Source organism: Pantoea sp. (assembly GCF_039594315.1).
Lineage (GTDB): Bacteria > Pseudomonadota > Gammaproteobacteria > Enterobacterales > Enterobacteriaceae > Pantoea.
Map to the genome: position 1 here is coordinate 40,293 of NZ_JBCNNP010000002.1, position 24,145 is coordinate 64,437.

Here is a 24,145-nt window from a genome sequence, read left to right on the forward strand (position 1 = left end):
AATCATGAAAAATAATAACAAGGTGCGCCACACACAGGCGCGTCGACTCTCTGCGCTCGCCGTTTGTGTCGCGGTGGTGATGGCTCCGGCAATCAGCGTAATGGCAAATTCGACCAATGAATTGATGATGTTTGCTGAGATGAGCGGCCAGCGTCCGGTGCCTCCAGCTTCAGTGCCCGTTGCGCCGACGCGTATTCAATCCGCTCCAACGATTGCCCGCCCGGTGGTTTCAGCACCGGCGCAGCAGCCGATTTATGCTGAACGACCAGCGCCAGTGTTTGCTCAGCCTTCTGTGCCTGCACCAGCCCCGGTTACTGCCGCTCCGCCACGCAACCCGCTGGTGGAGCAAGTGGCTCCTGCTAATCCGCGGCCAATTCAACCTGCCGAGGTGCAAGGTGGCGGGTTCCTGACTGAGGAGCAGCGACGTCCAGCGCCTCAGCCGTTTAATCCCGTACAGCGTGTTAATCAGCCATCTCCGACACAAACGGTGATTTCTGCACCAGCACCGAGTGAAGAGCCTAATTTCAATTACGCCAGCCCGCTAGCGGCCGAAGAAGCCGTTAAAAGTTCGCCGGTGACATTGAGCGGTACGGTGAATGAAACCGTCGCAGAAAGTGAAATTCGCCAAAAGTTACTCACGGCGGCACACATCACCTGGCGGATTAGCCCGGCGCTGAAATCCTACATTGCGCAGGGCGATGCAGCGGAAGCGAGCGTTGATGAAGCCAAAGGGCAACGCTGGCCGCAGGTTGATGTCAGCGCATCTTCAGCGACTAAAGAGTTTGGAAAGGGAACAAAAAATTATGAATATCAGGGTAATACACCATCATTAGGCATTTCTGTTGCCACTAACCTGATCGATTTTGGTCAAACCAGCCGCACCATTGAGAGCCGTGAAGAGCGAGTCACTTCAGCACAGCAATCAGTCCAGGCGCAGCGTGAAGATCTGGCGATGCAGGTCAGTAATGCTTTGATCGAATGGAATAAGCAGCAGCATGTGATTGATATAAGCAAACAATATTTAGCGCGTATGGCGCAGTTGACCAAAATGCTGAGCGGCATTGTGCAATCGGATACTGGGCGTCGCAGCGAATTGACCCAGGCAAAGGGGCGCTTGTTGCAAGCACAAAGCTACCTGGAAAATGCGGAATCTCGCGCACGTGATGTGGAAATTACCCTCAATCGTTTGATGGGCGATAGCCGTGTTACATTGCCTGCCAGCGATAAATGGGCATTATCTTTTGGCAATCTTGATCACCAGTTAACCAGCCTGGACGTGCACCCGCTGATCTTGCGTGCCAGCGCAGAAGAACGCGCAGCCTTCAAGGAAGCGGAAGCTATCAAGGCTTCTGGTTTGCCAAAACTCAACTGGACGGTGAATAAAAACACACGAGAAGATCAACTCGGGCGACAGCAAGCATGGCAAACCGGCTTGAACGTCAGTTGGGGATTATTCCGCGGCGGTTCAACCAATGCCCAAGAAATAGCTGCAATAAAGCGTGCAGAAGCCAGCCGTCAGCAGGTGCAAGAGCAGCGCCGTGATTTAGAGAATCGCGTACGTGCAGCCAGCCAGAATGCGCATTCAACAGCGGAACGTGCGGTGCTGTATAAGAGTCTGATTGTGGAATCTGATCGTATTCGCAAAGATTTCTTCGATCAGTGGTATCACTTAGGACGCCGTTCATTACTGGATGTGCTGAGCGCGGAAAGCGATTTGTACAACAACCAGGTCAGTGAAGTGACCAACCGCTTCGATAGCTACGCCGCCATCATTAGCGGCTACGCTAACTCAGGAACGTTTAGTCGTTGGTTGACGACAGGGCGTTGATTAAAACCCGCTTCGGCGGGTTTTTCTATGTGCTGAACCCAGCTTAAACGAAATGAATTTTGTGGTTGGTTAAACCGCGGCAAAAGTTTTAGAATCGCGGCGAATTTTACTCAAGAGGATCAAAAATTGGACACAAGTCCCGAACGATTACAGCAGGACCTCGCGGTAAGATAGCCTACACGCTGTCTTAGCTGCACGTTAAGACGGTGGATTTCCCTCCAGAATTTCCCCCTTTGCTTTAGCGAAATGCTGCCAATGAGTGGCGGTATTGGCACTGTCTGTAATCCATTTATTTAACTCGTTTTTCCGCATATTTAGCTCTGCGGATTGAGGATTTTATTATGGATTGGAAAATTTTCTTACTGCGCGTCACTGTCGCGCTGGTTTTGGGCGCGCTGATTGGTTGTGAACGTCAACTCCGCCAACGCATGACGGGACTTCGCACTAATGCGCTGGTGAGCACAGGCGCTTGTCTTTTTGTTCTGATGACGCAAAGTGTGCCAGGCATAGCGGCCGATGCCTCACGCGTAGCAGCTTATGTTGTTTCCGGTATCGGATTTCTCGGCGGTGGCGTGATCATGCGTGATGGTCTCAATATCCGTGGATTAAACACAGCCGCAACGCTGTGGTGCACTGCTGCGATTGGCGTGTTGTGCAGCATGGGATTACTGCTGGAGGCAGCGATTGGCTGCATGGTTATTCTGTGCGCCAACATTCTGCTGCGCGAACTGGCGCTTGGCATCAATCGCCAAACCATCGTCTCACCAGCGGAAGTGGTTCAACATTACAAAGTACAAATCATCTGCCTCGCGCAAGATGAAGTACAAGTACGCAGCTTGATGTTGCACACCTTGGGCAGCAGCGGCCTGCGCCTGCAATCACTGCACAGTGAAGACATGAATCCGCCGCATCGCATGGAAGTGAACGCCGAAGTGATTGGCAACCCAACCTTGACCGATCAGCTTGAAAGCCTGGTCAGCCGCATTAGCCTGGAGAAAGGAGTGAGTTCAGTGCGCTGGCAGGTAAGCGAAATGGAACGCGAGTGAATGTAGTAGCGGCTGGTGCGACATTTCATCGCCACTTTATCGCCTAAACAAAAAAGCCACCTATGAGATGGGTGGCTTAATTTTATGAATTCAATCACTAAATTTGGTGGCCCCTGCTGGGTTTGAACCAGCGACCAAGCGATTATGAGTTTCAGATCCAATAATTACCTATGTGTCACGTTTATGGAAAAGTCAGTAATGGCGGGGGTTTGACGGGTGTTGGTATATCACTATACTTACCTAAAATGACCTATTTACGGAATCCCCGGGGTATCCCGGAATCCCCAGAGTATCCCCACAGAGCAATTTTTCAGGTAACGACGTGAAGACTTTTAGATTTACCAAAGCCGCAATTGGGCAGTTATTGCCCGCTCCAGAAGGTAAGCGCGAAGAGTATGCCGATAGCGTTGTTAATGGTCTTCGCCTGCGTGTTACGGCTGCGGGTGCTAAAAGCTTCTGCGTTACCCGAAAGCGTGACGGTAAATTCTTCCGGGTAACCCTTGGTAAGTTTCCCGACCTAACTGTTGATCAAGCCCGCGACCTGGCATCACATGCCATCGGTGAAGTTGCCTCTACGCGCAAAAATCCAAACGAAGGGCGACGAGAAAGCGCAAGAGCGGTCGTAACGCTATCTGAAGCATTCGAGCAATACATCAAATCCCGTGGTGATCGGCTGAAAGCCACTACGGCGAAGCAATACAAATCCATTCTCCAAAACTTCTCAAAGGACTGGTTCGGTAAGCCGTTGGCTTCAATCGATAGGACTCGAGTTGAAACTCGCCATAAAGCGATAACAGAAGGAAGTGTTTGGTTTGGAGACACACCAAGTCGTTCTCGCGTAGCAAGCGGAAGCAAAGCCCAGGCTGATTTATGGGCGCGAGCGCTGCGTGCTGTTTATCGCTATTCACACGATCACTACCGCGATGCTGAGGGCAAATGCTTATTGCCTGATCCGCCCACAATGGTGCTGAGCAGCAAGCGCAAATGGCATGGCACCCATCGCCGCACTAGCCGCATTCGTAACAACGAGCTTGCCCGCTGGCTCTCTTCCGTCGATGTAGTTCGACAGTATTCGCTTTCTATCAAAGACGTTTTTGCTGTTGCGGTCTGCGATGCGCTGGATGTGGCTCTGTTTACAGGCTTACGTCGTTCAGAAGTCTTCGGTTTGGAGTGGTCGCGCGTCAATCTTAGCGGTCGCTATTTCTGGATCGATGAGACTAAGAACGGTGATCCGCTTGAGCTACCCATAACCAATACGCTCTACCAGATTTTTGACCGCCGCAAGAAGCAGCGCAAAGGCAATGAGCGCTATGTATTCGCAGGAGCCAAGGGCGGGATGATTCAAGAACCACGCCGGATCATCAACCTGATCACGGCTGAAACGGGTAAAGATGGCACCGAACATCCCATCGAATTCACCTGCCATGATGCCCGCCGCACCTTTGGTAGCGTTGCTGAGTTAACCGGGGTTGGCTCGTACATCCTCAAACGGCTGATGAACCACCGCACATTGCGTAGCGCTGATGTAACGCAGGGTTATCTGCATTTCTCCGCTGATGAACTGCAAGAGCCAGCGAAGAAGATTGAGCAGACGATCTTGGAGCATGCAGGGCTGGTTGAGAAGGCTGGTGGGCTGGATAATCGACTCATATCAGCTTTAAGCAGAATGAGCGAAGGTGAGAAGCGTGAATTACTTTTTTCAATACTTAATCCTGAAAATGAGGAGATGGTTAATGAGCGAAAATGAGTATGCGTATTTGATTGAACCTTTCTTTTCAACACTTAGCGATGATTACGAAAAACTCGGCAAGCTCAATAATTTCAGAATGAAGGGACCTATTAGTATTGTAGAAAATGAAAAAGAGCTGTTGGAAAAATTGGCAGATTTTTCAGATGAGTTCACATACCCTGAAAATACTAGTGAACATGAAAAGACATTGTTTCATGCAAAATTTTTTTTTAGCCTTTTGGGGCATCAAGTTATGGCATTACGACTAGCTGAAGTTACTGCAAGAATGAAAATACTGCTATCTGATTTTCCTCAAGTTGTTGAAAATGAATTAGATAAGCGAGCTAAGTCGCGCAGAAGTGTAAAAGCTAGTGAGCCTAGACATCCATTACATGATGTTGTTGTTAAAATTATTATAGCAACATGGGGAAAATATCCGCATGCATCTCAAGGGCAGATGATTGTTAAGATAAAGAAAAAATTCGGGCCACATAAGATTAGTGATATCAGCATCAAAAGGTGGATCAAAAACGAGAATTTGAGGCCGATTGAATATAGAACAGACAGGAGCCTTACCTTTAATTTGGTAATTCCAAGTGATATTGAAGATCAGGGATCATAGCATGCTGTGATCTCTACCTAGCTGAAAAAATATACACCATAGTGGCGTTACTGTAGTTAATGTCCACTAAGGTGCATCAATGAAACCTATCACTCTCAACGAACGTAAGTTCACCCGCCCTGAAGCCGCTGAGTATCTCGGCGTTGCCACCCGCACCCTTGCCAACTGGCACAGTTCGGGCCGCGTCAAAATCCCCTTCTACAAAGTCGGCAAGAAAAAAACCATCTACCGTCAGTCCGATCTCGATGCCTTCCTGGACTCTGTTCGCCAGCCTTTCTAAAGGCTCTCACGAACCGATCAACCAAGCTAATCAGGTTAGGAGGATGCATGAGCAGTCGCATTGCTAATAAACACTCTAATATTCTGGCTGATCCGTGGGGTAGCCCGGTGCACCGCCACCTGTTGGGAGTAAGGGCGATGGATCAGGATGAGTTCCAGAAGACTTGCCGCCATCAGATCAAAAGCAACGCAAACTACTCAATGCGTTATTTCAACAGCCATGATGCTTATTTTCAGTCAACGGTTATGAGCCAAGCAAATAAGCGAGTACCTGGCGCTTTTAAGACCTCTGAAATTGGTTTGCCGTTTGAGTGCTTCACCCAGAAACAGCGGTTGCTGCTGATTCAGGCAATGAACGAATTATCGAAGCTGGGAAAAGCCATGCCTCCGAGTTTCCCGACCGCTGACCAATTTATTAACGAGTAACAGATTTAACAAAATTATGGCGTGAAACCGCCGGGTTTCCCTTTGCCCAAAAATAGGATCACAACGATGCGGAATGTATATATCAAGCCGAATCACAAAGGCTTGGATGTCAATAACCTAGTGCATGCAATCACTTCCGAAAAAGGTAGCGAAGGTGTGTGCATTAAGACGTATGCATACCCGTGGAATTATCCGCGTAAGGCAATCGCCAGCCCATATCCAACGTATGCTGAGATCTATCGCCGTAACCATCAGCTCGTTCTAGATGCTGTGGCACGAAATACGTTCGCAGCTCAGAAGCGTGAGATTCTTGGCAAGCTGCCAAAATTTGTTCGCACTGAAATCGAACGCCGCCTTTCTGCGCGAGAAAGCGCGCAAGGTATTGCCAGCGCTGCTGCTTACTTAGCCGATAACGTCAAAAAAAGTCTGTTGCCACGTATTGAAAGCGTGAATATGCGTTATCGCTTAGATGACGTCAGCGAAGCAGTTCGTATGCAGTTTTCTACCATCGCTCAGAGTGCAACGGCTGCTGCACGTTTGCTGGGGCGATTGGTGGATCTGAAGCGCCGTTTTAATCGTCTTCATGAGATGAGCCGTGCGGATATTGAACGGCTTGCTAATGGCATCGCATGTTTTTTGAATGAGGTGATGGGGCTAAGCGCTCGCTCAGCTTGCTCAGAATATGAACGGTTATATCAGAGCTACATGGCTGTGGCGGCTATTACACTGGAGTTAAAAGAGACCCCGTGCAAGTGGGATCTGGTCACTCAAAAACGCTTCGAATTCAGTGAAGTCGAGTCCTCGATCCTGCACATGCTCTCACCTAAATGGTGGAATGGGCGTTTACGCCACATCGCGGAATCCTGGCAAGAGCATTTGCAAATCGCACTCGGCACCGTCAGCAAAAAACATAATGCCTACGCCAGCAGCATGGCAGTGTCTGATTGGCATGAAAAAAAACGGCGCGAGCGCGACTACCTCGAACGCATGGAGCTGGAAGACGAGGAGGGCAACCGCATCAATCTGATTGATGCTTACGAAAGCAGTGTTGCCAATCCAGCCATTCGTCGTTGCGAACTGATGACGCGAATCCGTGGCTTTGAAAATATCAGTAATGAGATGGGCTATGTTGGCCTGTTCTGCACACTGACGGCTCCATCTTGTTACCACGCTACCATCAATACCGGGCATTTTAATCCCAAATGGATCGGGCCTAGCCCCACTGAAACTCAGCTTTATCTCTGCAAGCTTTGGCAGAAGATTCGCGCCAAACTACAGCGCGAAAAAATCCGTGTTTTCGGCATTCGCGTTGCTGAACCTCATCACGATGCAACGCCGCATTGGCACTTGCTGCTGTTCATGCTGCCAACAGATGTAGAACGCTTGCGCATGATCATGCGTGAATACGCATATCAGGAGCACGCCGAGGAGTTAGTAACGGACAAAGCTCGCAAGGCTCGCTTTCATGCTGAGAACATTGATCCAAGCAAAGGAAGTGCAACGGGCTACATCGCTAAATACATCGCCAAAAACATTGATGGCTATGCTCTTGATGAAGAGCTGGACGATGAAAGCGGGAAACCGTTGAAGGACACAGCATCAGCGGTTTCGGCATGGGCATCGCTTTGGCACATACGGCAGTTCCAGTTTATCGGTGGTGCGCCGGTTACTGTTTATCGTGAGCTACGGCGCATGGCAGATAGTGCCGCCGCTCAACGCATCAGCCCGGAATTTGCTAAGGCACATGATGCGGCTGATGCAGGCGATTGGGCGGGCTACATCAAAGCGCAAGGTGGCCCGTTTGTGCATCGTGATGAGCTGGTGGTACGGCCTTGGTATCAGCCTGATGATTACCTGAATGAATACCGTGAAGAGGTTGTGCGTCTAAAGGGGTTACAGACTTTAACCGTTGGTGGTGATTCCCACATCCTCACTCGTGTAAGTCAGTGGAAACTGGTGCCAAAGCAGGGTGTTGGTTTGGAGGTTGACGTTCAGGACGCGAATGCGTCCTCTTGGAGTTCTGACAATAACTGTATGCCTTCATCGTTCTCTGCCTATGACGCAGAAAGTGCAACGCAAGTCTTACCTCAGCATCCGGCTAAGACTGATGAGCCTTTGTTTTTGTTGAGATGACTTCATTCTGGCTTACGTGAAATCCTATTATTTATTGTAAGTAATTCTAGGGTATCGGGGCTTATCCGTGTTCATGATCAAATTTTTAAAAAAGAAGACATTTGAGTTATGAATTATATGAATAGAACTGTACAAAAAAACATTGTTTTATAAACAGTTGTAGTAATTCTTGAATTAGGTAAATATTAGATAATTTACTTAATTGCGAGTTTTCCTATGGACGGTGTTACTAAGCTTTTGGGGGTAGACTGGGGTAGTTTGATCGAAGCTGACCATTCTTGGATTAAAACGTGCTTAACGATTCATCCAGAGAATAGAGAGAGAAAAATAGTAGCCAGATTTTACTCTGTTCCGTTTTCAGGATTACAACAAGAAATAAATGATCTTGCAGAGAGAATAGCTGATTCGATCGAAGAATACGTGTTTGACTCAAATCAGCTAAAAGAAATGCATGACAAGGGTGTTAAACCTTTTAGAAAAGCAGCTGAGTTTTTTGGTGACACCAATCCGATCGTTGACGGGAAATATGGCGAGCTTATGTTATATGCTCTCTCAGAGAGTGTGCTTAATACGCCAATGATAACACATAAAATAACATCATTAACCAATGTGAATGATCAAGTTAAAGGCGGTGATGGGATATTTTTTGGTCGGTATAATGATAGTCTTTCAATTCTTATAGGCGAGTCAAAAATATATCAAAACTTCTCAAGTGCACTGGAGAGTGCATTTGATTCTATAAATAGATTTAATAGCAGTTATTCAGGGTCTGCACTTAGTCATGAGATGTTTATTGCAAGGTCCAATATTGCAAAAATATATAATGCTGAATTGTTGGACTTGATGTATGAAGCTTTTACTCCAGGTAGTGAAATTTATAAAGAGTGCTTAAAGAATCATCCTGTGCTAATTGTTTTCGAAGATGAATATCTCTCGGAGATTGAGTCCTTAGCAAGCAACAAAAAAGAAGCTGAAAGCTTATATAATGATTGGTTAGAAGGTAAAAGAAATGAAATATGCTCAATTATCTCAGATAAATATAATAAATACCCTGAGTTAAGAGGCTATTTTTTAGACTTCTTTCTACTTCCAATGAAAAGTGTTTCAAATTTCAAAAAGGCTTTATATAAATCAATTCATGGGATCGATTATAAAGAACCTCCTAAGACTAAAGAAAAGAAAACACCACCAAAGGCCGTGAAGAAGAGAGCTGTATCAAAAAAAGATTCTCAACCTTAGTAAAGAGTGGCATTGGAAAACTATAAACTATTAATAATTTAAAATGATGAGAAAATAACATGGATGAACGTTATCAAGTTTCTTCACATGAAGATTTTATTAAAGTGTTTGATGAGCTTCTTTTTACTTTGTTTAAAAGGAATAGAGGTGAAGAGTACGTTTCTGAATCTTTGACAACGGATAAGATAAAAAAAGCCACTTGGCTAGCTTCAATTGCAGCATTGGGTGATGATGAGCAAAAAAATATAGCTAGTGCATTTGGAAGTTTGCTTTATCTCTACGATGTAGATAATGAAGTTTATAAACGAACATGTTATGTATTGCAGTCTAGAGCTGGAAATATAGTTTCTTCTCAGCATCTTCCTGGCATACTCAAAGATGGGAAGTATGATGGTGATTTTGGTTCTTTATTAAATCTCGAAGTAGTGAAAAGACGAATAGGATTAGAAAAAACGTTCACGGATGGAACCATTTTATATTTTACTGAGTTTCAAAAAAGATTATGGTCAGACTTAGAAGCTGGGAGCAATGTGGCTATATCCGCGCCCACTTCGTCAGGAAAGTCTTTCGTCATCAAAAGATTTATTCTCGAAAAAATAGTCTCTTTCTCTGAGGGGGAGTTTATTTATATTGTACCTTCTAAAGCTCTGATAAACCAAGTGAGTAATGAGTTATCGAAGTCGCTCATTAACAGGGCTACTGTGATGACGACTTTTAGAGATGTCAGCGATGTTCATGATAAAGTGATATATGTTTTAACACCGGAGCGTTGTCTTAAATTATTAATGGAAAAAAAATCCTCGGAACCTAAGCTTGTATTCTTTGATGAAGTCCAGAACGTTGAATTCGGCCATAGAGGGAATATTTATGAAAATATCCTTTATAGAATGACCGAAAAATGGAACACCACTCAATTTGTGATGGCTGGGCCATATATAGAAAATATTAAAGAATCTCTTGAAAAGATCACTGATATAAAAGTCATTGAGCATAAAACATCTTCTACTCCTGTTTTGCAATTGAAAGCCTCTATAACGATAAAGCCAAGGAGTAAGCTGGTTGACTTTAAAATAATGAGCCCAACAGGAAGTAATCTATCAAGTGAATTCAATATTGGTAAGGCATTATATTCAAAACTAACCAGCTCTAAAGGAAATGCACTTTCATATATAGTCTCACTTTTTAGTAAAAATGAGCAAAACATAGTATATGCTCCAAGGAAAAACAATGCTGAAAGATGGGCTATAAAGATATCTGAAGAGGAAGGTGTCTTTGACGGAGTTGAAGACGAAAGAGTCGAAGATCTATCTGAATTTTTATCTAAAGAAATCCATCCTTCCTATTCATTAAAAAGGATGTTGTCTAAAGGAGTGGCTTTCCATCATGGTGGTCTACTTGATATTGCCAGAATGGAAATTGAAGACTTATATAGTGAGGGAGTAATAAGAAATATAGTATGTACATCCACCCTTTTACAAGGGGTGAACTTACCTGCGGACCGAATAGTGATACTTTCACCTAAAATTGGTGAGTACGAAATGTCTCAATTTGAATTTTTAAATTTGATAGGTCGGGCTGGTAGGATAAGCACCTCACTTTATGGGGAGATTTTCTGTATAGATGTTGCAGGTGAAGAATGGGGTGAGGATAAAATATTAAATGTCGAAAAAAAAGAAATAAAATCATCAGTTTTAAAGAAACTTGATGAAGCTAAGTTAGAAGTAATCGGGAGTATCAATATAAAAAGGAAAGAATTGATTAATTCCGGTGTTAATCTAGACGTTGTAACTTTAGTGTCTTATCTGAGAAGTCAATACTTTGTTGATATAAAACACTTTTCAAAAATAATGAAAGGCTCGTCGCTGGGTGAGAATGAAATAATTGAAGTGAAATCTGTGCTTGAAAAAAGTAAAAACAAACTTACTATACCTACAGCTTTATTAAGCATGAATCAATTTGTTGACCCTCTAGAGCAGAATGAATTGTATGAAATAATGATTAAAGATGGAGTTGATAAATGGTTGATAGATAAATATCCAGCAAGCAAAGATGGTTTAAAAAGTGAGTATGCTGAATTTTCAGAAATGAACTATTATAATCAGTATAAAAGTATTGTCGTGAGGTTAGATAAGATTTTTGGTATTGAAGATGAAGTGAATGGCAAAGATGAAGGAAAATTTAAAAAGTTAAAATATTTTGTTTCTATTAGTCGACTTGTATTGGATTCGAATAAATGGATGCAAGGGAAACCATACCGATTCTTTATTGATGATGTGTTAAAGAGGCAGCTTGAGCAAAAAGGTAAGAGTATTAATGATAGTAAAGTTGACTCTGTTGCGAACTTTGTAACAGCACATATAACAACAAATTTAAACTTTATTTTAGTCAAGTATCTAACAATTTGGTCAAATGTGTTGTCTTCTTTCCTTAATGAAGAAGAGAAAGAAAAATACGCATATATATTAAACTTACCATCAATGCTTGAAATGGGAAGTTATAATCCAGTTGTCTTGGAAATAATGTCATATGGTATAAACAGATCCACTGCGCTTGAAATTGCGAGATTTTATAACGCAGATCGCGACAAAACTGTTGAATTATTTCTTTTGAACTTAAATTTGAATAGAGTTTCAGCGTTGCATCGAAAATATTTAGAGAAAGCAGGATACGGAAAAAGTAATCGTACAAACCAGAGTTCGCTTTGAATAATAAGTAGAAAGTTATTTTAGATAGGGGGGAGTGAAAGTTTCATGCTTCCTCGATCTAGGACTGCCCGCCCGCTCGTATTTTTACGCATTCGAAATAAGGATCAAATTTTCTGCTAGCTTTATCCTATCAATTGTGATCAATTCTAAAGTTGCATCTATCAACTGGAGGCCTTATGTCTACTCGAGCAAGTGGAGCCGGTCGCAAGAAAAACGTTGTTCAGATTAGTAATAAGCAGATTGAACCAATCCAAGCTCCCTCCGAATTACTGAGTTCGGTTGCAGAGGATATGTGGAATAAGCAGGCTAAAATCCTTTCCGAATGCGGCAGATTAGATCCCTCACACCATCCCATCCTAATTCTCTACTGCAATGCATGGCATTACATCGTGCAGGCTGACGAATCCCTCACTAAAAAGGCGAGCAGCATTGGTAGTAGTAACGTGCTTGCTAGTGAGGGTATCTCAGGTGGGGAGAAGACTAATCCTGTTTTCACTGCAAGAAACATTGCCTTCAACCAATTCGTCCGAGCTGGCTCATTACTAGGGCTAGACCCTCTAAGTTCGCTCAGGTCTCCATTGAAAACGAAGGAAGCTACATACAATCCATTTCTGCATCTTTAACCTTCCAGCGCGATAACATATTAATGGGGGAGCGTATGGCTACTCGAGCTAGTGGGGCAGGCCGCAAGAAGAACGTGGTTCCAATAGCCACTAAGCGCAGCGTACAACTTCAACCACCGGCAGGGCTATTAAGTCCGGTTGCAGTAGATGTGTGGAAAAAACACGCCAAAATTCTTTCTGAACGCGGGGTGTTGGATAATGAGCACCATCTGATGCTGATTCTCTACTGCAACGCATGGCATTACATCGTTGAGGCAGATGCTTCCATTACTGAGAATGCGATAGGTATGAAAGCCAGTCGTGGGCTTGCAAGTGAAGGTGGAAGCGGAGGCGCTAAAACTAATCCCGTTTTCACAGCGAGAAACATAGCATTCAATCAACTCGTTCGCGCAGGCTCAATGCTTGGGCTTGATCCACTTAGCTCATTGCGAAGCGGTTCAGGTAGCAAGGGTGATGAATGCAATGAATTTGACCGATTTTAAATTTTTTTCACGGTCATCGACAGCCAACTCTCAATCGGAAAGTAGGGTTCAAGCGAAAAGATGAGTATTTTGGAGTATCCCCGAGGTATCCCCGGATATTTTTGAGTGGTGCAGAGGTGATGCTAACTTATTGATAAATTTGGTGGCCCCTGCTGGGTTTGAACCAGCGACCAAGCGATTATGAGTCGCCTGCTCTAACCACTGAGCTAAGGGGCCAGCGGAGCGGGGATTATAGAGTATCTTGTTGGGGTGATCCAGAGTTCGCCATTTGGATGGTGAAAATTACATCAATCGCTGACTCTTTGATCTCAAAAAGAAAAATCCCTTATCCGCTGCTTTAACGTGCAAGAAGCATACAATCATCGCCGTTTTTTGAGACCAGGCTCATTCAAGACGAAGGTTCTGTGAGTAGCGCGATGCAGGCTTGTTGAGTGAGATGAATGGCAGTATTGCGATGCGTGCGTTTTCATAAGCTTGCCACAGCTGCATATCTTCCACGGATGGAATCGTTACCAACTCGCCAGCATCAAGCCCGCTCAGCGCTGCGGCGACTAAATCGTCCACTTCCATCAGCTTTTCGACGGGAAGGTCATTGATGGATTTTCCTGCGCGTTCGAAGATCTCCGTGCGGGTTAAACCCGGCAGTACTGCCTGTACGCGAACACCGCTGTCTGCCAGTTCCCGTTGCATATTGCGCGATAAAGACAACACGTAAGATTTACTGGCGTTATAGGCGCCATTTGCCGACTCGCTGACCAGCGCTAGTACCGATGCAATATTCACAATTGTTCCTGAACGTCGAGCTCGGAATTGTTGTGCTGCGGTATGAGCCAACAGTGTCAGTGCAACGATATTCAAGGTCAGCATGGTTTGGATATTCGCAATGTCACCGTCAACGAATTCGCCATCAACCACCATGCCTGCATTGTTTACCAGCCACGTAATTTGCTGGTTTTCGCGCAGTTCCTTGTCGACCTTGTGCAATCCTTCAGGATGGGTTAGATCGGCAGCCAGAACCGCAACGTCAATGCTGAATTCTTTACTTAGAGATTGCGCCAGAGCGTCCAATCTAGCGGCATCACGCGCCACCAGAATGAGATTGCTTCCACGTGCTGCGAGTTGTTTCGCATACGTCGCGCCGATACCGCTTGAAGCGCCGGTGATCAAAGCCAGTTGCTGTGACATGAGTGATTCCTTATAAATGATGGTTGTCATATTTACATGGTTTAATATGACGATCATAATATTTGTCGTCAAGCTGGAATATGATGATCGTAATAATTACACTGATTGCCATTAGCGATTGATGGATAGGTATTGATGGAAAAGCTGAGTCATAAAGCGCGTACAAGGCAGCGCATTCTGGATGAAGCCTCAGTGGTGATGCGAGAAAGCGGCACCGAAGGTATTGGCGTCGCAGCGCTAATGAAAAGAGCAGGATTAACGCACGGCGGCTTTTATGCGCATTTCGCTTCGCGTGAGGAGTTGGTGCAAGCGGTGATCGCCGAGATGTTTACCGATTCAGCACGACGTTTTGCGGATATCACGGCGCTGGAGGATCCGGCTGAGCGGCTGAATCAGCTCATCGATCACTATCTTTCAGAGCAGCATTGCAACACGCCGGGTGAAGGTTGTCCGCTGCCAGCATTAGTGAGTGAAATGGCGCATTTGCCGGTTGAAACGCGAGCGCTGTTTTCCCAGCGCAGGGAGCTTTTGCGACAACGTTTAGTCCAGACTTTGCATGAATTGCATCACCCGCAGGCGGATGAAGCCGCAACCATGATGCTGGCGGAAATGGTGGGTGCCGTTTCGTTGGCGCGCGCGTGTCCTGATGCCGAAGAAGCCCGCCAGATGTTAGCGAGCAGTCGCCGTTCGGTAAAGCAACGCGCGGGTTTGGATACGATATGAGCGAGCACGATATTCGCGACATCATTGCGCCCGATTTACAGGTGCTGTTTTGCGGCATCAATCCAGGAAAGTCATCAGCACACACCGGATTTCACTTTGCGCATCCCGGCAACCGCTTCTGGAAAGTGATCTATCAGGCTGGATTCACCCAAGATTTGTTGAAGCCGGAACAGGAGCAGCGACTATTGGAAACGGGATGCGGCATCACGATGCTGGTGGAGCGTCCAACGGTGCAAGCCAATGAATTGGCAGGTGATGAACTGCGTGATGGCGGTTCTCGTTTGCAGAACAAGATTTTGCATTATCGGCCGCGTGCGTTGGCGGTGTTGGGCAAGGATGCGTTTCAAAAAGCATTCCGACAGCGCAAAGTCGAGTGGGGCGAGCAGCCGCAAACGCTGGGTGAAACAAGCTTGTGGGTGCTGCCCAATCCCAGCGGCTTGAACAGGGCGACGTTGGATGAAATGGCGGCTTCTTATCGGCAATTGCATGATTGGTTACAGAAAAACGTGTGAGCTCGATCCGCTAAGTGCGAGCTAAACGTTGTTTAACATGGCGTGACTGACTAAACCCAATCCTTTATGGCAGAAAAAGGTGAGGGAAGATGAAAGGTATTATTGCGCTGACAGCATTGTTGCTGGCAACACAAAGCAGTGCGCAGGCCGCGACGTTGAAGGTATTCAGTTCCGGCGGCATGTATCCAGTAATTGAGAGTTTAAAGCAGGATTATCAGCAGCAAACCGGCAATAACATTCAGCTGGAAGCTGCACCATCAATGGGCGATACGCCACAAGCTATCCCTAATCGGCTCAAACGTCATGATAATGCTGATGTTTTAGTGATGGTCGATTACGCGATCAAACCGCTTGAGCAGGCAAATTGGGTAGATAGCTCAAGTCATCAGGTATTAGCACACTCCTACATTGCGATGGCGGTGAAGCAGGGCATGGCGCCGATGGACATTAGCACGGTGGCAAAGTTTAAACAGGTGCTGACCGAAGCTTCGAGCATTGCGGTGTCTGATAGTGCGAGCGGTAAATATATACAAAGCAAGATGCTGGATAAACTGGAATTAGGACCTAAAACTGCTCAGAAAGTCGCGGTAATTCCGGCAACGCCGGTCGGCGAAGCGGTCGCGCAGGGCAAAGCGGAAATTGGTTTTCAGCAGAACAGTGAACTTAAAGCAGTTAAGGGAATTACCATTGTTGGGCTGATTCCGCAGGCGGTGCAGCAGGATACGTTATATGGCGCGGTGATCACGCGTGACACACAGCAAAAGCGTGAGGCGGCGCAGTTTGTGAAGTATCTGCAAAGTGACAAAGCGCGCAAGATGATGTTGGAAAAAGGATTAACACCTTATTAATGGCAATAAAAAACCCCGGCTAGCCGGGGTTTTTCGTCTCAACAACGATTAATCGTCGAGGAAGCTACGCAGCACTTCAGAACGGCTTGGGTGACGCAGCTTACGCAGCGCCTTGGCTTCGATCTGACGAATACGCTCACGCGTTACGTCAAACTGTTTGCCGACCTCTTCCAACGTGTGGTCGGTATTCATATCGATACCGAAACGCATACGCAGAACTTTTGCTTCACGCGCCGTTAAACCAGCCAACACATCGTGGGTGGCTGAACGCAGGCTTTCCGAAGTAGCGGAATCCAGCGGCAGCTCCAGCGTGGTGTCTTCGATAAAATCGCCCAGATGCGAATCTTCATCATCACCAATCGGCGTCTCCATAGAGATCGGCTCTTTAGCGATTTTCAGTACTTTGCGAATCTTATCTTCTGGCATCAGCATGCGTTCAGCCAGCTCTTCTGGCGTCGGCTCGCGGCCCATCTCTTGCAGCATCTGGCGTGAAATACGGTTGAGTTTGTTAATAGTCTCAATCATATGCACCGGAATACGGATGGTACGCGCCTGGTCAGCGATAGAACGGGTGATCGCCTGACGAATCCACCATGTCGCATAAGTTGAGAACTTATAACCACGACGGTATTCAAACTTATCAACCGCTTTCATCAGGCCGATGTTACCTTCCTGAATCAGATCAAGGAATTGCAGACCACGGTTGGTGTATTTCTTGGCGATCGAAATAACCAGACGTAAGTTTGCTTCAACCATCTCTTTCTTCGCACGACGCGCTTTCGCTTCGCCGATCGACATACGACGGTTGATGTCTTTAACCTGCTCGATGGTCAAGCCGGTTTCTTCTTCGATCTGCTGCAATTTGAACAGCGAACGGTTTACATCTTCTTCAACTTCCAGCAGTTTTTCTGACCACGGTTTGTTCATGGCCAATGCAGCTTTGAACCAGCTTGGATTGGTTTCATTACCGGTAAACAGCGTGATGAAGTTTTTCTTCGGCATTTTGCACAGCTCAATACACAGCTTCATGATCAGGCGTTCTTGCGTACGAACGCGATCCATCATGACACGCATACTGTTCACCAAGTAATCGAATTGCTTCGGTACCAGGCGGAACTGTTTGAACACTTCAGACAGATTTTGAATTTCAGCAACGGCGTCTGCGTGGCTGCGGCCTTTGGCTTTGATGACGGTGCGCGTGGTTTCGTACTGCGTACGCAGATCACCAAACTTCTCGCGTGCCAGTTCTGGATCGATAGAGTTATCGTCATCAGAGCTGTCGTCGTCGTCTTCATCTTCTTCTTCGTCGTCATCACGATCTTCCTGCGACAACTCAGAACCGACGTTGGTCGCGGTCGGCGCGATGTCTTCTTCTGCGTTCGGATCGATGAAGCCGATGATCAAATCTGAGAGACGAGCATCGCCCGCTTCTACACGATCGTACTGATCGAGCAGATAGGTGATGGCTTCTGGGTATTCAGCTACTGAGCACTGAACCTGGTTGATGCCGTCTTCAATACGCTTAGCGATGTCAATTTCGCCTTCGCGCGTAAGCAGTTCAACGGTACCCATTTCGCGCATGTACATGCGCACCGGATCGGTGGTACGGCCAATTTCAGATTCAACACTGGATAAAACCTGAGCGGCGGCTTCTGCGGCATCTTCGTCAGTGTCGGAGCTGTTTTCATTCAGTATCAGATCATCAGCATCAGGCGCTTCTTCAACAACCTGAATACCCATGTCGTTAATCATCTGGATGATGTCTTCGATCTGATCGGAGTCGACGATATCTTCCGGCAGATGGTCATTGACCTCAGCATAGGTCAGATAGCCTTGCTCCTTACCACGGGTGACAAGTAGCTTAAGCTGTGACTGCGGGTTTTGCTCCATAAGACGGTATCCACACTTCTGTTAATTAGATTGGTGTCGGTCGGCGGCGAAAGCCAACAATAACAGTGAAGGCGTTGTGTTTTTGCCGCTGCCTACATCGCGGCCAGGGCTTTTGCCCTTCTTTAATCGGCACTTAAGCCGCTGAATTCTGTTTTCGAGGCTAACTTACTTGCCATTTTCAGCGCTGGCAGTGCTCGCAATGCTCACGTACTTCAAGTACGCTCCGCTTGCTGTGCGCTGGCAGCGCAGAAACTGACTGCGACGTTAACGCCTCTACTATTGTGCTGTGATTTCCCGGCTTCGCTTATTGCGTCGATGAAGCCCGAAATCGGCAATCAGAAAGGCGGCTTTAACAGCACTCGCCCTTCTGATTGGCTAAAAATCTTATTTTTTCGCTAATGCCTGGCTTAATGCCCAGAATTCGCGGCGTTCAGTGGCGCTGAGGCCTTCTGTTCGCTCGCGAGCGATGAGCGCTTCAAGGCGCTGTTCGAGCGCGGAATCGTAAATGCTTGCCAGTGAATCCTGGAACACTTCTTCCGCCTCTTCATCCACTATCATGTGGTTCCAGGTGGCCAGCGTTTCAAGGGGCTGGCTAAAATTTGTCCCGCGATATAACTCTAGTAGCTGTCCGGTTGTCAGGCCAGGATTCTCTGTACAACGACTGACTAACTCGACAAAAAGCGGTAAACCCGCCATTTTCGACTGCTCAAGACCATCCAGTGTAGGCACGATGGTGGCAAATTGTGGATTCTGCACTAATAAAGCGATCAACACGCGCATTGTTGTGCGTTTCAACGGCGGTGCCGTTGGTAACACTCCGCTTTCTGCCAGCTTTGGCATCAGCTTGTCTAACTGGTTATCGTCAAGAATGCCAAGTTTGTTACCCAATGTTTGACGCATATAAATGCGCAACGTTTCACCGGGAATCTGACTAATCAGCGGCAGCGCCAGTGTCGCTAGCTTGGTCTTACCGTCGCGCGTGCTCAAATCCACTTGCGGCATCAGGCTATCGAACAAAAACGCGGAGAGCGGCGTTGCCTGCTCCATCCGCGCTTCAAAGGCTTCTTTACCTTCTTTACGCACCAACGTGTCGGGGTCTTCGCCATCAGGCAAAAACATAAAGCGTAGCTGACGACCATCATTCATGTAAGGCAATGCGGTTTCGAGCGTTCGCCATGCGGCTTCACGTCCGGCGCGGTCGCCGTCGTAACAGCAAATCACCGTGTCGGTTGAACGATACAACAGCTGCACATGCTCGGCGGTGGTCGATGTTCCCAATGACGCAACCGCATAATCGATGCCAAATTGCGCCAGCGCGACCACATCCATATAACCTTCGACAACCAACAAACGCGCCGGTTGCGGATGATTTTTCTGCGCTTCATAAAGCCCGTACAACTGGCGGCCTTTATGGAAAATCGGTGTTTCCGGTGAGTTCAGATACTTCGGCGTATCGTTGCCCAGTACGCGGCCACCAAAGCCAATAACGCGTCCGCGTTTGTCGCGAATCGGAAACATCACACGATCGCGGAAGCGATCATAGGTGCGGCCTGAGTCATTGCTGACCAACATGCCGGCTTCCATCAGTGATTCGCGATCGTCTTTTTGCTGACCGAAGCGCTTCAATGCATTATCCCAACCGGCGGGCGCATAGCCGATAGCGAAGTGATCAATCACTTCCTGGCTGAGCCCACGCGTGGCGAGGTAGTTCTGTGCAGATTGCGCTTGCGGATTACGCAGGCTTTGTTGATAGAAGCCGTTGAGGCCGTCCAGCAACTGGTAAAGACTTTGACGTTGATGGCGTTCCATCTGACTGGGGCCATTGCCCACTTCATATGGCACTTCTAAGCCATGAAGTGTAGCCAGCTCTTCAACGCTCTCAACAAATTCCAGACGATCGTGATTCATCAGGAAATCGATGGCGTTGCCTTTGGCACCACAACCAAAACAGTAATAGAACTGTTTTTCGCCGCTAACGGTGAAAGAGGGGGTTTTCTCGTTATGAAATGGACAGCACGCGTGGTAATTCTTACCCTGCTTCTTCAGCTTAACGCGGGCATCGATAATATCCACGATATCCGTGCGGGCAAGTAAGTCGTTGATAAATATGCGTGGAATTCGTCCAGCCATAAGCCCCGATTTTTCAGCTCATAAACGACAACAAGCCGCGCTTCCTTTCGGAAAGCACGGCCTTTTACTTGACTCTGTCTGCGTTATTCACGCGGCGGAAGCGAACTCCCGCAAGAAATTAGTACAGACGAGTGCGGCGTGCGTTTTCGCGAGCCAGTTTCTTGGCATGACGCTTAACTGCTGATGCTTTAGCGCGCTTACGCTCAGTGGTAGGCTTTTCGTAGAACTCACGGCTACGAACTTCTGCCAGAACACCTGCTTTCTCGCATGAACGCTTGAAGCGACGCAGTGCTACGTCGAACGGCTCGTTTTCACGTACTTTAATTACCGGCATGTAACTCTTACCTCGATAAAATTCGGTTTTTGCTGCTGACTGCGGCGCCAGCACATTTCAAAATGGTGCAGCATTTTACTCCAGCCGCGGCTGACTTGTAAAGCACCATGTATAATTTAGAACCAACAGGGACAATTGCCATCGCGGCTGCCGGTTTTTTCAGGCCGTGGAGTATAGCGCACTCTTTGTGCGGCAGAAAAACACTTTTTCGAGGCTGAAGTCTCTGGACGACGATTTGCCTGTGCTACACTGCGCGCCGCGAGAAGAGGGTGATAAAAGCTATGCGAGTTCTGGGTATTGAAACGTCCTGCGATGAAACCGGCATCGCGATTTATGACGATGCGTCCGGTCTGCTGGCAAATCAATTATATAGCCAGGTAAAACTGCACGCAGATTACGGCGGCGTGGTGCCGGAATTGGCATCGCGCGACCACGTGCGCAAAACCGTGCCACTGATTCAGGCGGCATTAAAAGAGGCCGGTCTGGAACCGAATCAAATTGATGGCGTGGCGTATACGGCAGGACCTGGATTAGTTGGCGCTTTGTTAGTCGGTGCCACTATTGGGCGTGCATTAGCCTTTGCCTGGAATGTCCCGGCGGTACCAGTTCATCATATGGAAGGGCATCTACTGGCGCCAATGCTGGAAGAGAATCCACCGGAATTCCCGTTTGTCGCGCTGCTGGTTTCCGGCGGTCATACGCAGTTGATTAGCGTAACCGGCATTGGTGAATACTCCTTGCTGGGCGAATCGATTGACGATGCGGCAGGTGAAGCGTTCGATAAAACCGCTAAGTTGTTGGGGCTGGATTATCCGGGCGGGCCGATGCTTTCGCGTATGGCGCAACAGGGCACGCCAAACCGCTTCAAATTCCCACGTCCAATGACCGATCGTCCAGGACTGGATTTCAGCTTTTCCGGCCTGAAAACCTTTGCAGCGAATACCATTCGCGAGCATCAAGGTGATGAGCAAGCGCGTGCTGATATTGCCCGCGCGTTCGAAGATGCGGTTGTCGATACACTGATGATTAAGTGCAAGCGTGCGCTGGAGCAAACCGGCTTTAAACGTCTGGTGATTGCGGGCGGCGTCAGCGCCAACCGCACGTTACGCGAGCGCATGGCGGAGATGATGCAAAAACGCGGTGGCGAAGTATTTTACGCGAGGCCCGAGTTTTGCACCGATAACGGCGCGATGATTGCCTATGCGGGCATGGTGAGACTGAAAGGCGGTACGCGCGGTGAACTTGGCGTCAGCGTGCGACCACGTTGGCCACTGGACGAGTTGCCTGCCATCTAAAACGAAAAAACCGGCATCGCGCCGGTTTTTTTATTTCTTCTTCTTCCGCTTCCAGATCTTATTTTCCTGGCCGCGCCATAAGCGCTGAATATTGTCGTGATGGCGCAACAGAATCAAACAGGAAAGCATCGAAACCGGAAAGGTGAATTGCGGCTTGAACCACCAAACGTAGAACGGCGCGATCAAGGCACTAACAATCGCCCCGAGAGACGAATATCCGCTTAGCAATACCGTCAGCAACCAGGTGCCGGTCATTAATCCGGTTAAATCCCAGCCAATCGGCGCAATCGCACCAAATGCAGTCGCCACGCCTTTACCGCCACGAAAACGAAAGAACACTGGATAGATGTGACCGAGGCAGGCGGCAATCGCCGTGAGACCAAGATAAAGCGGTGCAACGTGCAGCAGATAAGCGATCCACACCGGGAACATGCCTTTCGCTATATCAAAAATTAGTACCGCCGCAGCGGCTGCTTTGCCACCAATACGCAACACATTGGTCGCGCCAGGGTTGCCTGAGCCTTGCGTACGCGGATCGGGTAAACCAGCCAGTTTACAAACCAGTATCGCACTGGAAATCGAGCCGCAAAGATACGCGAAAATAATCATACCAAGCGCGATAGCACTCATAGCTTCGTACCGTTCCTTTTGGGTCGTTTTGTTCTCGATAAGCGTGGATAATACGCATAATCCGCCGGAAGTGGTATCCGGCTAAGCCAAAAACAGAGACTGACATCATGGATATTGTATTTATCGAGCAACTCACCGTATTCACGACTATTGGCGTTTACAACTGGGAACAGGGTATGCAGCAGAAGCTGGTGCTCGATGTCGAAATGGCGTGGGACAACCGCCAGGCGGCCGCAAGCGATGATGTGAATGATTGTTTGAGCTACGCCGATGTCACCGAAGCGATCCTTAATCATCTGCAAGGCCAGCGTTTTGCCCTCGTCGAACGTGTGGCGGAAGAAATCGCCGATTTGTTGATGATTCGTTTCAAAACGCCCGGAGTACGTATAAAGGTAGGAAAACCGGACGCTGTGGCTCAAGCAGCCAGCGTCGGCGTGCGGATCGAGCGCGGGACTATTCCTAAATAAATCCTACGTGATTGCCATCACAATGAAACCAAACCAAATTATGGTGTGTCTCACTTGAGGCCGTTGCGCTAACCGGCGGGAAGTTACCGAATTTCTTAAGGTTTCCTTCAGCGAGGCGCAGGCATAATTTTAGGCGGTAGCCCTTTGCGACCGCCTTTTTACTGTTTAAAACGGATAGAGGAAAAATTTTGATGGCAGACATTCACCAGCTTTGGGTAGCTGCAATCCTGGGGGTCGTAGAAGGCCTCACGGAGTTCCTGCCGGTCTCTTCCACGGGCCATATGATCATTGTTGGTCATTTGTTGGGTTTTGAAGGTCAAACCGCCGAAACCTTTGAAGTTGTGATTCAGTTGGGTTCCATTCTGGCTGTGGTAGTGATGTTCTGGCGTCGACTGTTTGGTTTGATCGGCATTCACTTTGGTGAGGTCAAACACGAAGGTGTCGGCACTGGTAGATTAACGCTGATCCATATCCTATTAGGTATGGTGCCAGCGGTGGTTATTGGCTTGTTGTTACACGATCAGATTAAAAGTTTATTCAATCCTATCAACGTGATGTATGCGTTGGTTGTCGGTGGTGTGCTGCTGCTCGTCGCGGAATTTTTCAAACCGAAACAGCCTAAAGCGGTTGGCGTTGATGATATTACCTATCTTCAGGCGTTTATGATTGGCTGCTTCCAATGTCTGGCGCTGTGGCCGGGCTTCTCGCGTTCTGGTGCAACGATCTCTGGCGGTATGCTGATGGGCGTAAGCCGTTATGCTGCTTCAGAGTTCTCGTTCATTCTGGCCGTACCGATGATGATTGGTGCCACTGGTTTGGATCTGTACAAGAGCATGAGTTTCCTGACGATGCAGGATTTCCCAATGTTCGCAGTAGGTTTCGTGACTGCTTTCGTTGTGGCTCTGTTGGCAATCAAAGTGTTCCTGGAACTGATTAAACGTATCTCGTTTGTTTCCTTCGCCATCTACCGCTTCATTGTTGCGGGTGTGGTGTACGCGCTGTTTATGTAAGTTTCCGTG

Annotated in this window: 22 protein-coding genes and 1 tRNA gene; 17 read left to right on the top strand and 6 right to left on the bottom strand. The window is 47.4% G+C overall.

Annotation, left to right across the window (positions count from 1 at the left end; translation table 11 throughout):
- The first annotated feature begins 4 nt into the window (after positions 1–4).
- From ABDW13_RS01815 to ABDW13_RS01865, 11 genes are all read left to right on the top strand, one after another.
- A complete protein-coding gene (locus tag ABDW13_RS01815) occupies positions 5–1,828 on the top strand; it encodes a TolC family protein (RefSeq protein WP_343550695.1) in 1,824 nt (607 codons plus the stop codon).
- Positions 1,829–2,169: 341 nt separating this feature from the next.
- Entirely contained in the window at positions 2,170–2,874 is a 705-nt protein-coding gene (locus tag ABDW13_RS01820; protein ID WP_343550696.1) for an MgtC/SapB family protein, read from the top strand.
- Between the two features lie 322 nt (positions 2,875–3,196).
- The gene (locus ABDW13_RS01825) at positions 3,197–4,621 is read left to right on the top strand and encodes an integrase family protein (protein WP_343550697.1); all 1,425 of its coding nucleotides are present in this window, start codon (positions 3,197–3,199) and stop codon (positions 4,619–4,621) included.
- A complete protein-coding gene (locus ABDW13_RS01830) occupies positions 4,608–5,225 on the top strand; it encodes a hypothetical protein (protein WP_343550698.1) in 618 nt (205 codons plus the stop codon). Before ABDW13_RS01825 ends, ABDW13_RS01830 begins: the two co-directional genes overlap by 14 nt.
- Positions 5,226–5,304: 79 nt before the next feature.
- Positions 5,305–5,505, top strand: coding sequence for a helix-turn-helix domain-containing protein (locus tag ABDW13_RS01835; RefSeq protein WP_343550699.1), 201 nt, complete (start codon positions 5,305–5,307; stop codon positions 5,503–5,505).
- A 47-nt stretch (positions 5,506–5,552) separates the two neighbouring features.
- Positions 5,553–5,930: a hypothetical protein gene (locus ABDW13_RS01840; RefSeq protein ID WP_343550700.1), complete on the top strand. Its 378-nt coding sequence runs from the start codon at positions 5,553–5,555 to the stop codon at positions 5,928–5,930.
- Between the two features lie 66 nt (positions 5,931–5,996).
- Positions 5,997–8,063, top strand: a complete 2,067-nt coding sequence (locus ABDW13_RS01845; RefSeq protein ID WP_343550701.1) for a replication endonuclease — start codon at positions 5,997–5,999, stop codon at positions 8,061–8,063.
- A 216-nt stretch (positions 8,064–8,279) separates the two neighbouring features.
- Entirely contained in the window at positions 8,280–9,302 is a 1,023-nt protein-coding gene (locus ABDW13_RS01850) for a DUF1837 domain-containing protein (protein ID WP_343550702.1), read from the top strand.
- 59 nt (positions 9,303–9,361) lie between these two features.
- The gene (locus ABDW13_RS01855) at positions 9,362–12,007 is read left to right on the top strand and encodes a DEAD/DEAH box helicase (protein WP_343550703.1); all 2,646 of its coding nucleotides are present in this window, start codon (positions 9,362–9,364) and stop codon (positions 12,005–12,007) included.
- A gap of 176 nt (positions 12,008–12,183) precedes the next feature.
- Entirely contained in the window at positions 12,184–12,630 is a 447-nt protein-coding gene (locus tag ABDW13_RS01860; RefSeq protein WP_343550704.1) for a P27 family phage terminase small subunit, read from the top strand.
- Positions 12,631–12,665: 35 nt separating this feature from the next.
- Entirely contained in the window at positions 12,666–13,112 is a 447-nt protein-coding gene (locus ABDW13_RS01865) for a P27 family phage terminase small subunit (protein WP_343550705.1), read from the top strand.
- 140 nt (positions 13,113–13,252) lie between these two features.
- Here ABDW13_RS01865 and ABDW13_RS01870 read toward each other — a convergent pair.
- Positions 13,253–13,328 (bottom strand) — tRNA-Ile (locus tag ABDW13_RS01870).
- Between the two features lie 168 nt (positions 13,329–13,496).
- Positions 13,497–14,297 (bottom strand): SDR family oxidoreductase, encoded by an 801-nt coding sequence (locus ABDW13_RS01875; RefSeq protein WP_343550706.1) that lies wholly within the window; start codon positions 14,295–14,297, stop codon positions 13,497–13,499.
- A 135-nt stretch (positions 14,298–14,432) separates the two neighbouring features.
- On the opposite strand from ABDW13_RS01875, the gene ABDW13_RS01880 reads away from it, so the two are divergent.
- From ABDW13_RS01880 to ABDW13_RS01890, 3 genes are all read left to right on the top strand, one after another.
- The gene (locus ABDW13_RS01880) at positions 14,433–15,020 is read left to right on the top strand and encodes a TetR/AcrR family transcriptional regulator (protein ID WP_343550707.1); all 588 of its coding nucleotides are present in this window, start codon (positions 14,433–14,435) and stop codon (positions 15,018–15,020) included.
- Positions 15,017–15,532, top strand: coding sequence for a G/U mismatch-specific DNA glycosylase (mug, locus tag ABDW13_RS01885; protein ID WP_343550708.1), 516 nt, complete (start codon positions 15,017–15,019; stop codon positions 15,530–15,532). The genes ABDW13_RS01880 and mug overlap by 4 nt, the downstream gene beginning before the upstream one ends.
- Before the next feature lie 89 nt (positions 15,533–15,621).
- Complete coding sequence (locus ABDW13_RS01890) at positions 15,622–16,380, top strand: substrate-binding domain-containing protein (RefSeq protein ID WP_343550709.1); 759 nt, start codon at positions 15,622–15,624, stop codon at positions 16,378–16,380.
- A gap of 48 nt (positions 16,381–16,428) precedes the next feature.
- Here the strand turns inward: ABDW13_RS01890 and rpoD are convergent, their stop codons facing one another.
- The 3 genes from rpoD to rpsU form a co-directional block, all read right to left on the bottom strand.
- Positions 16,429–18,270: an RNA polymerase sigma factor RpoD gene (gene rpoD, locus ABDW13_RS01895; RefSeq protein ID WP_343550710.1), complete on the bottom strand. Its 1,842-nt coding sequence runs from the start codon at positions 18,268–18,270 to the stop codon at positions 16,429–16,431.
- Positions 18,271–18,654: 384 nt separating this feature from the next.
- A complete protein-coding gene (gene dnaG, locus ABDW13_RS01900) occupies positions 18,655–20,400 on the bottom strand; it encodes a DNA primase (RefSeq protein WP_343550711.1) in 1,746 nt (581 codons plus the stop codon).
- A 118-nt stretch (positions 20,401–20,518) separates the two neighbouring features.
- Positions 20,519–20,734, bottom strand: a complete 216-nt coding sequence (rpsU, locus tag ABDW13_RS01905; protein WP_008103436.1) for a 30S ribosomal protein S21 — start codon at positions 20,732–20,734, stop codon at positions 20,519–20,521.
- A 281-nt stretch (positions 20,735–21,015) separates the two neighbouring features.
- Between rpsU and tsaD the strand changes: the two genes are divergently transcribed.
- The gene (gene tsaD / locus ABDW13_RS01910; protein WP_343550712.1) at positions 21,016–22,029 is read left to right on the top strand and encodes a tRNA (adenosine(37)-N6)-threonylcarbamoyltransferase complex transferase subunit TsaD; all 1,014 of its coding nucleotides are present in this window, start codon (positions 21,016–21,018) and stop codon (positions 22,027–22,029) included.
- Between the two features lie 30 nt (positions 22,030–22,059).
- Here tsaD and plsY read toward each other — a convergent pair whose 3' ends face one another.
- A complete protein-coding gene (plsY, locus tag ABDW13_RS01915; RefSeq protein WP_343550713.1) occupies positions 22,060–22,659 on the bottom strand; it encodes a glycerol-3-phosphate 1-O-acyltransferase PlsY in 600 nt (199 codons plus the stop codon).
- 107 nt (positions 22,660–22,766) lie between these two features.
- Here plsY and folB point away from each other — a divergent pair, with 107 nt between their 5' ends.
- Positions 22,767–23,126, top strand: a complete 360-nt coding sequence (folB, locus tag ABDW13_RS01920) for a bifunctional dihydroneopterin aldolase/7,8-dihydroneopterin epimerase (protein ID WP_343550714.1) — start codon at positions 22,767–22,769, stop codon at positions 23,124–23,126.
- A 191-nt stretch (positions 23,127–23,317) separates the two neighbouring features.
- On the top strand, positions 23,318–24,136 hold the full coding sequence (gene bacA / locus ABDW13_RS01925) for an undecaprenyl-diphosphate phosphatase (protein WP_343550715.1): 819 nt from the start codon (positions 23,318–23,320) through the stop codon (positions 24,134–24,136).
- The last annotated feature ends 9 nt before the right edge of the window (positions 24,137–24,145 follow it).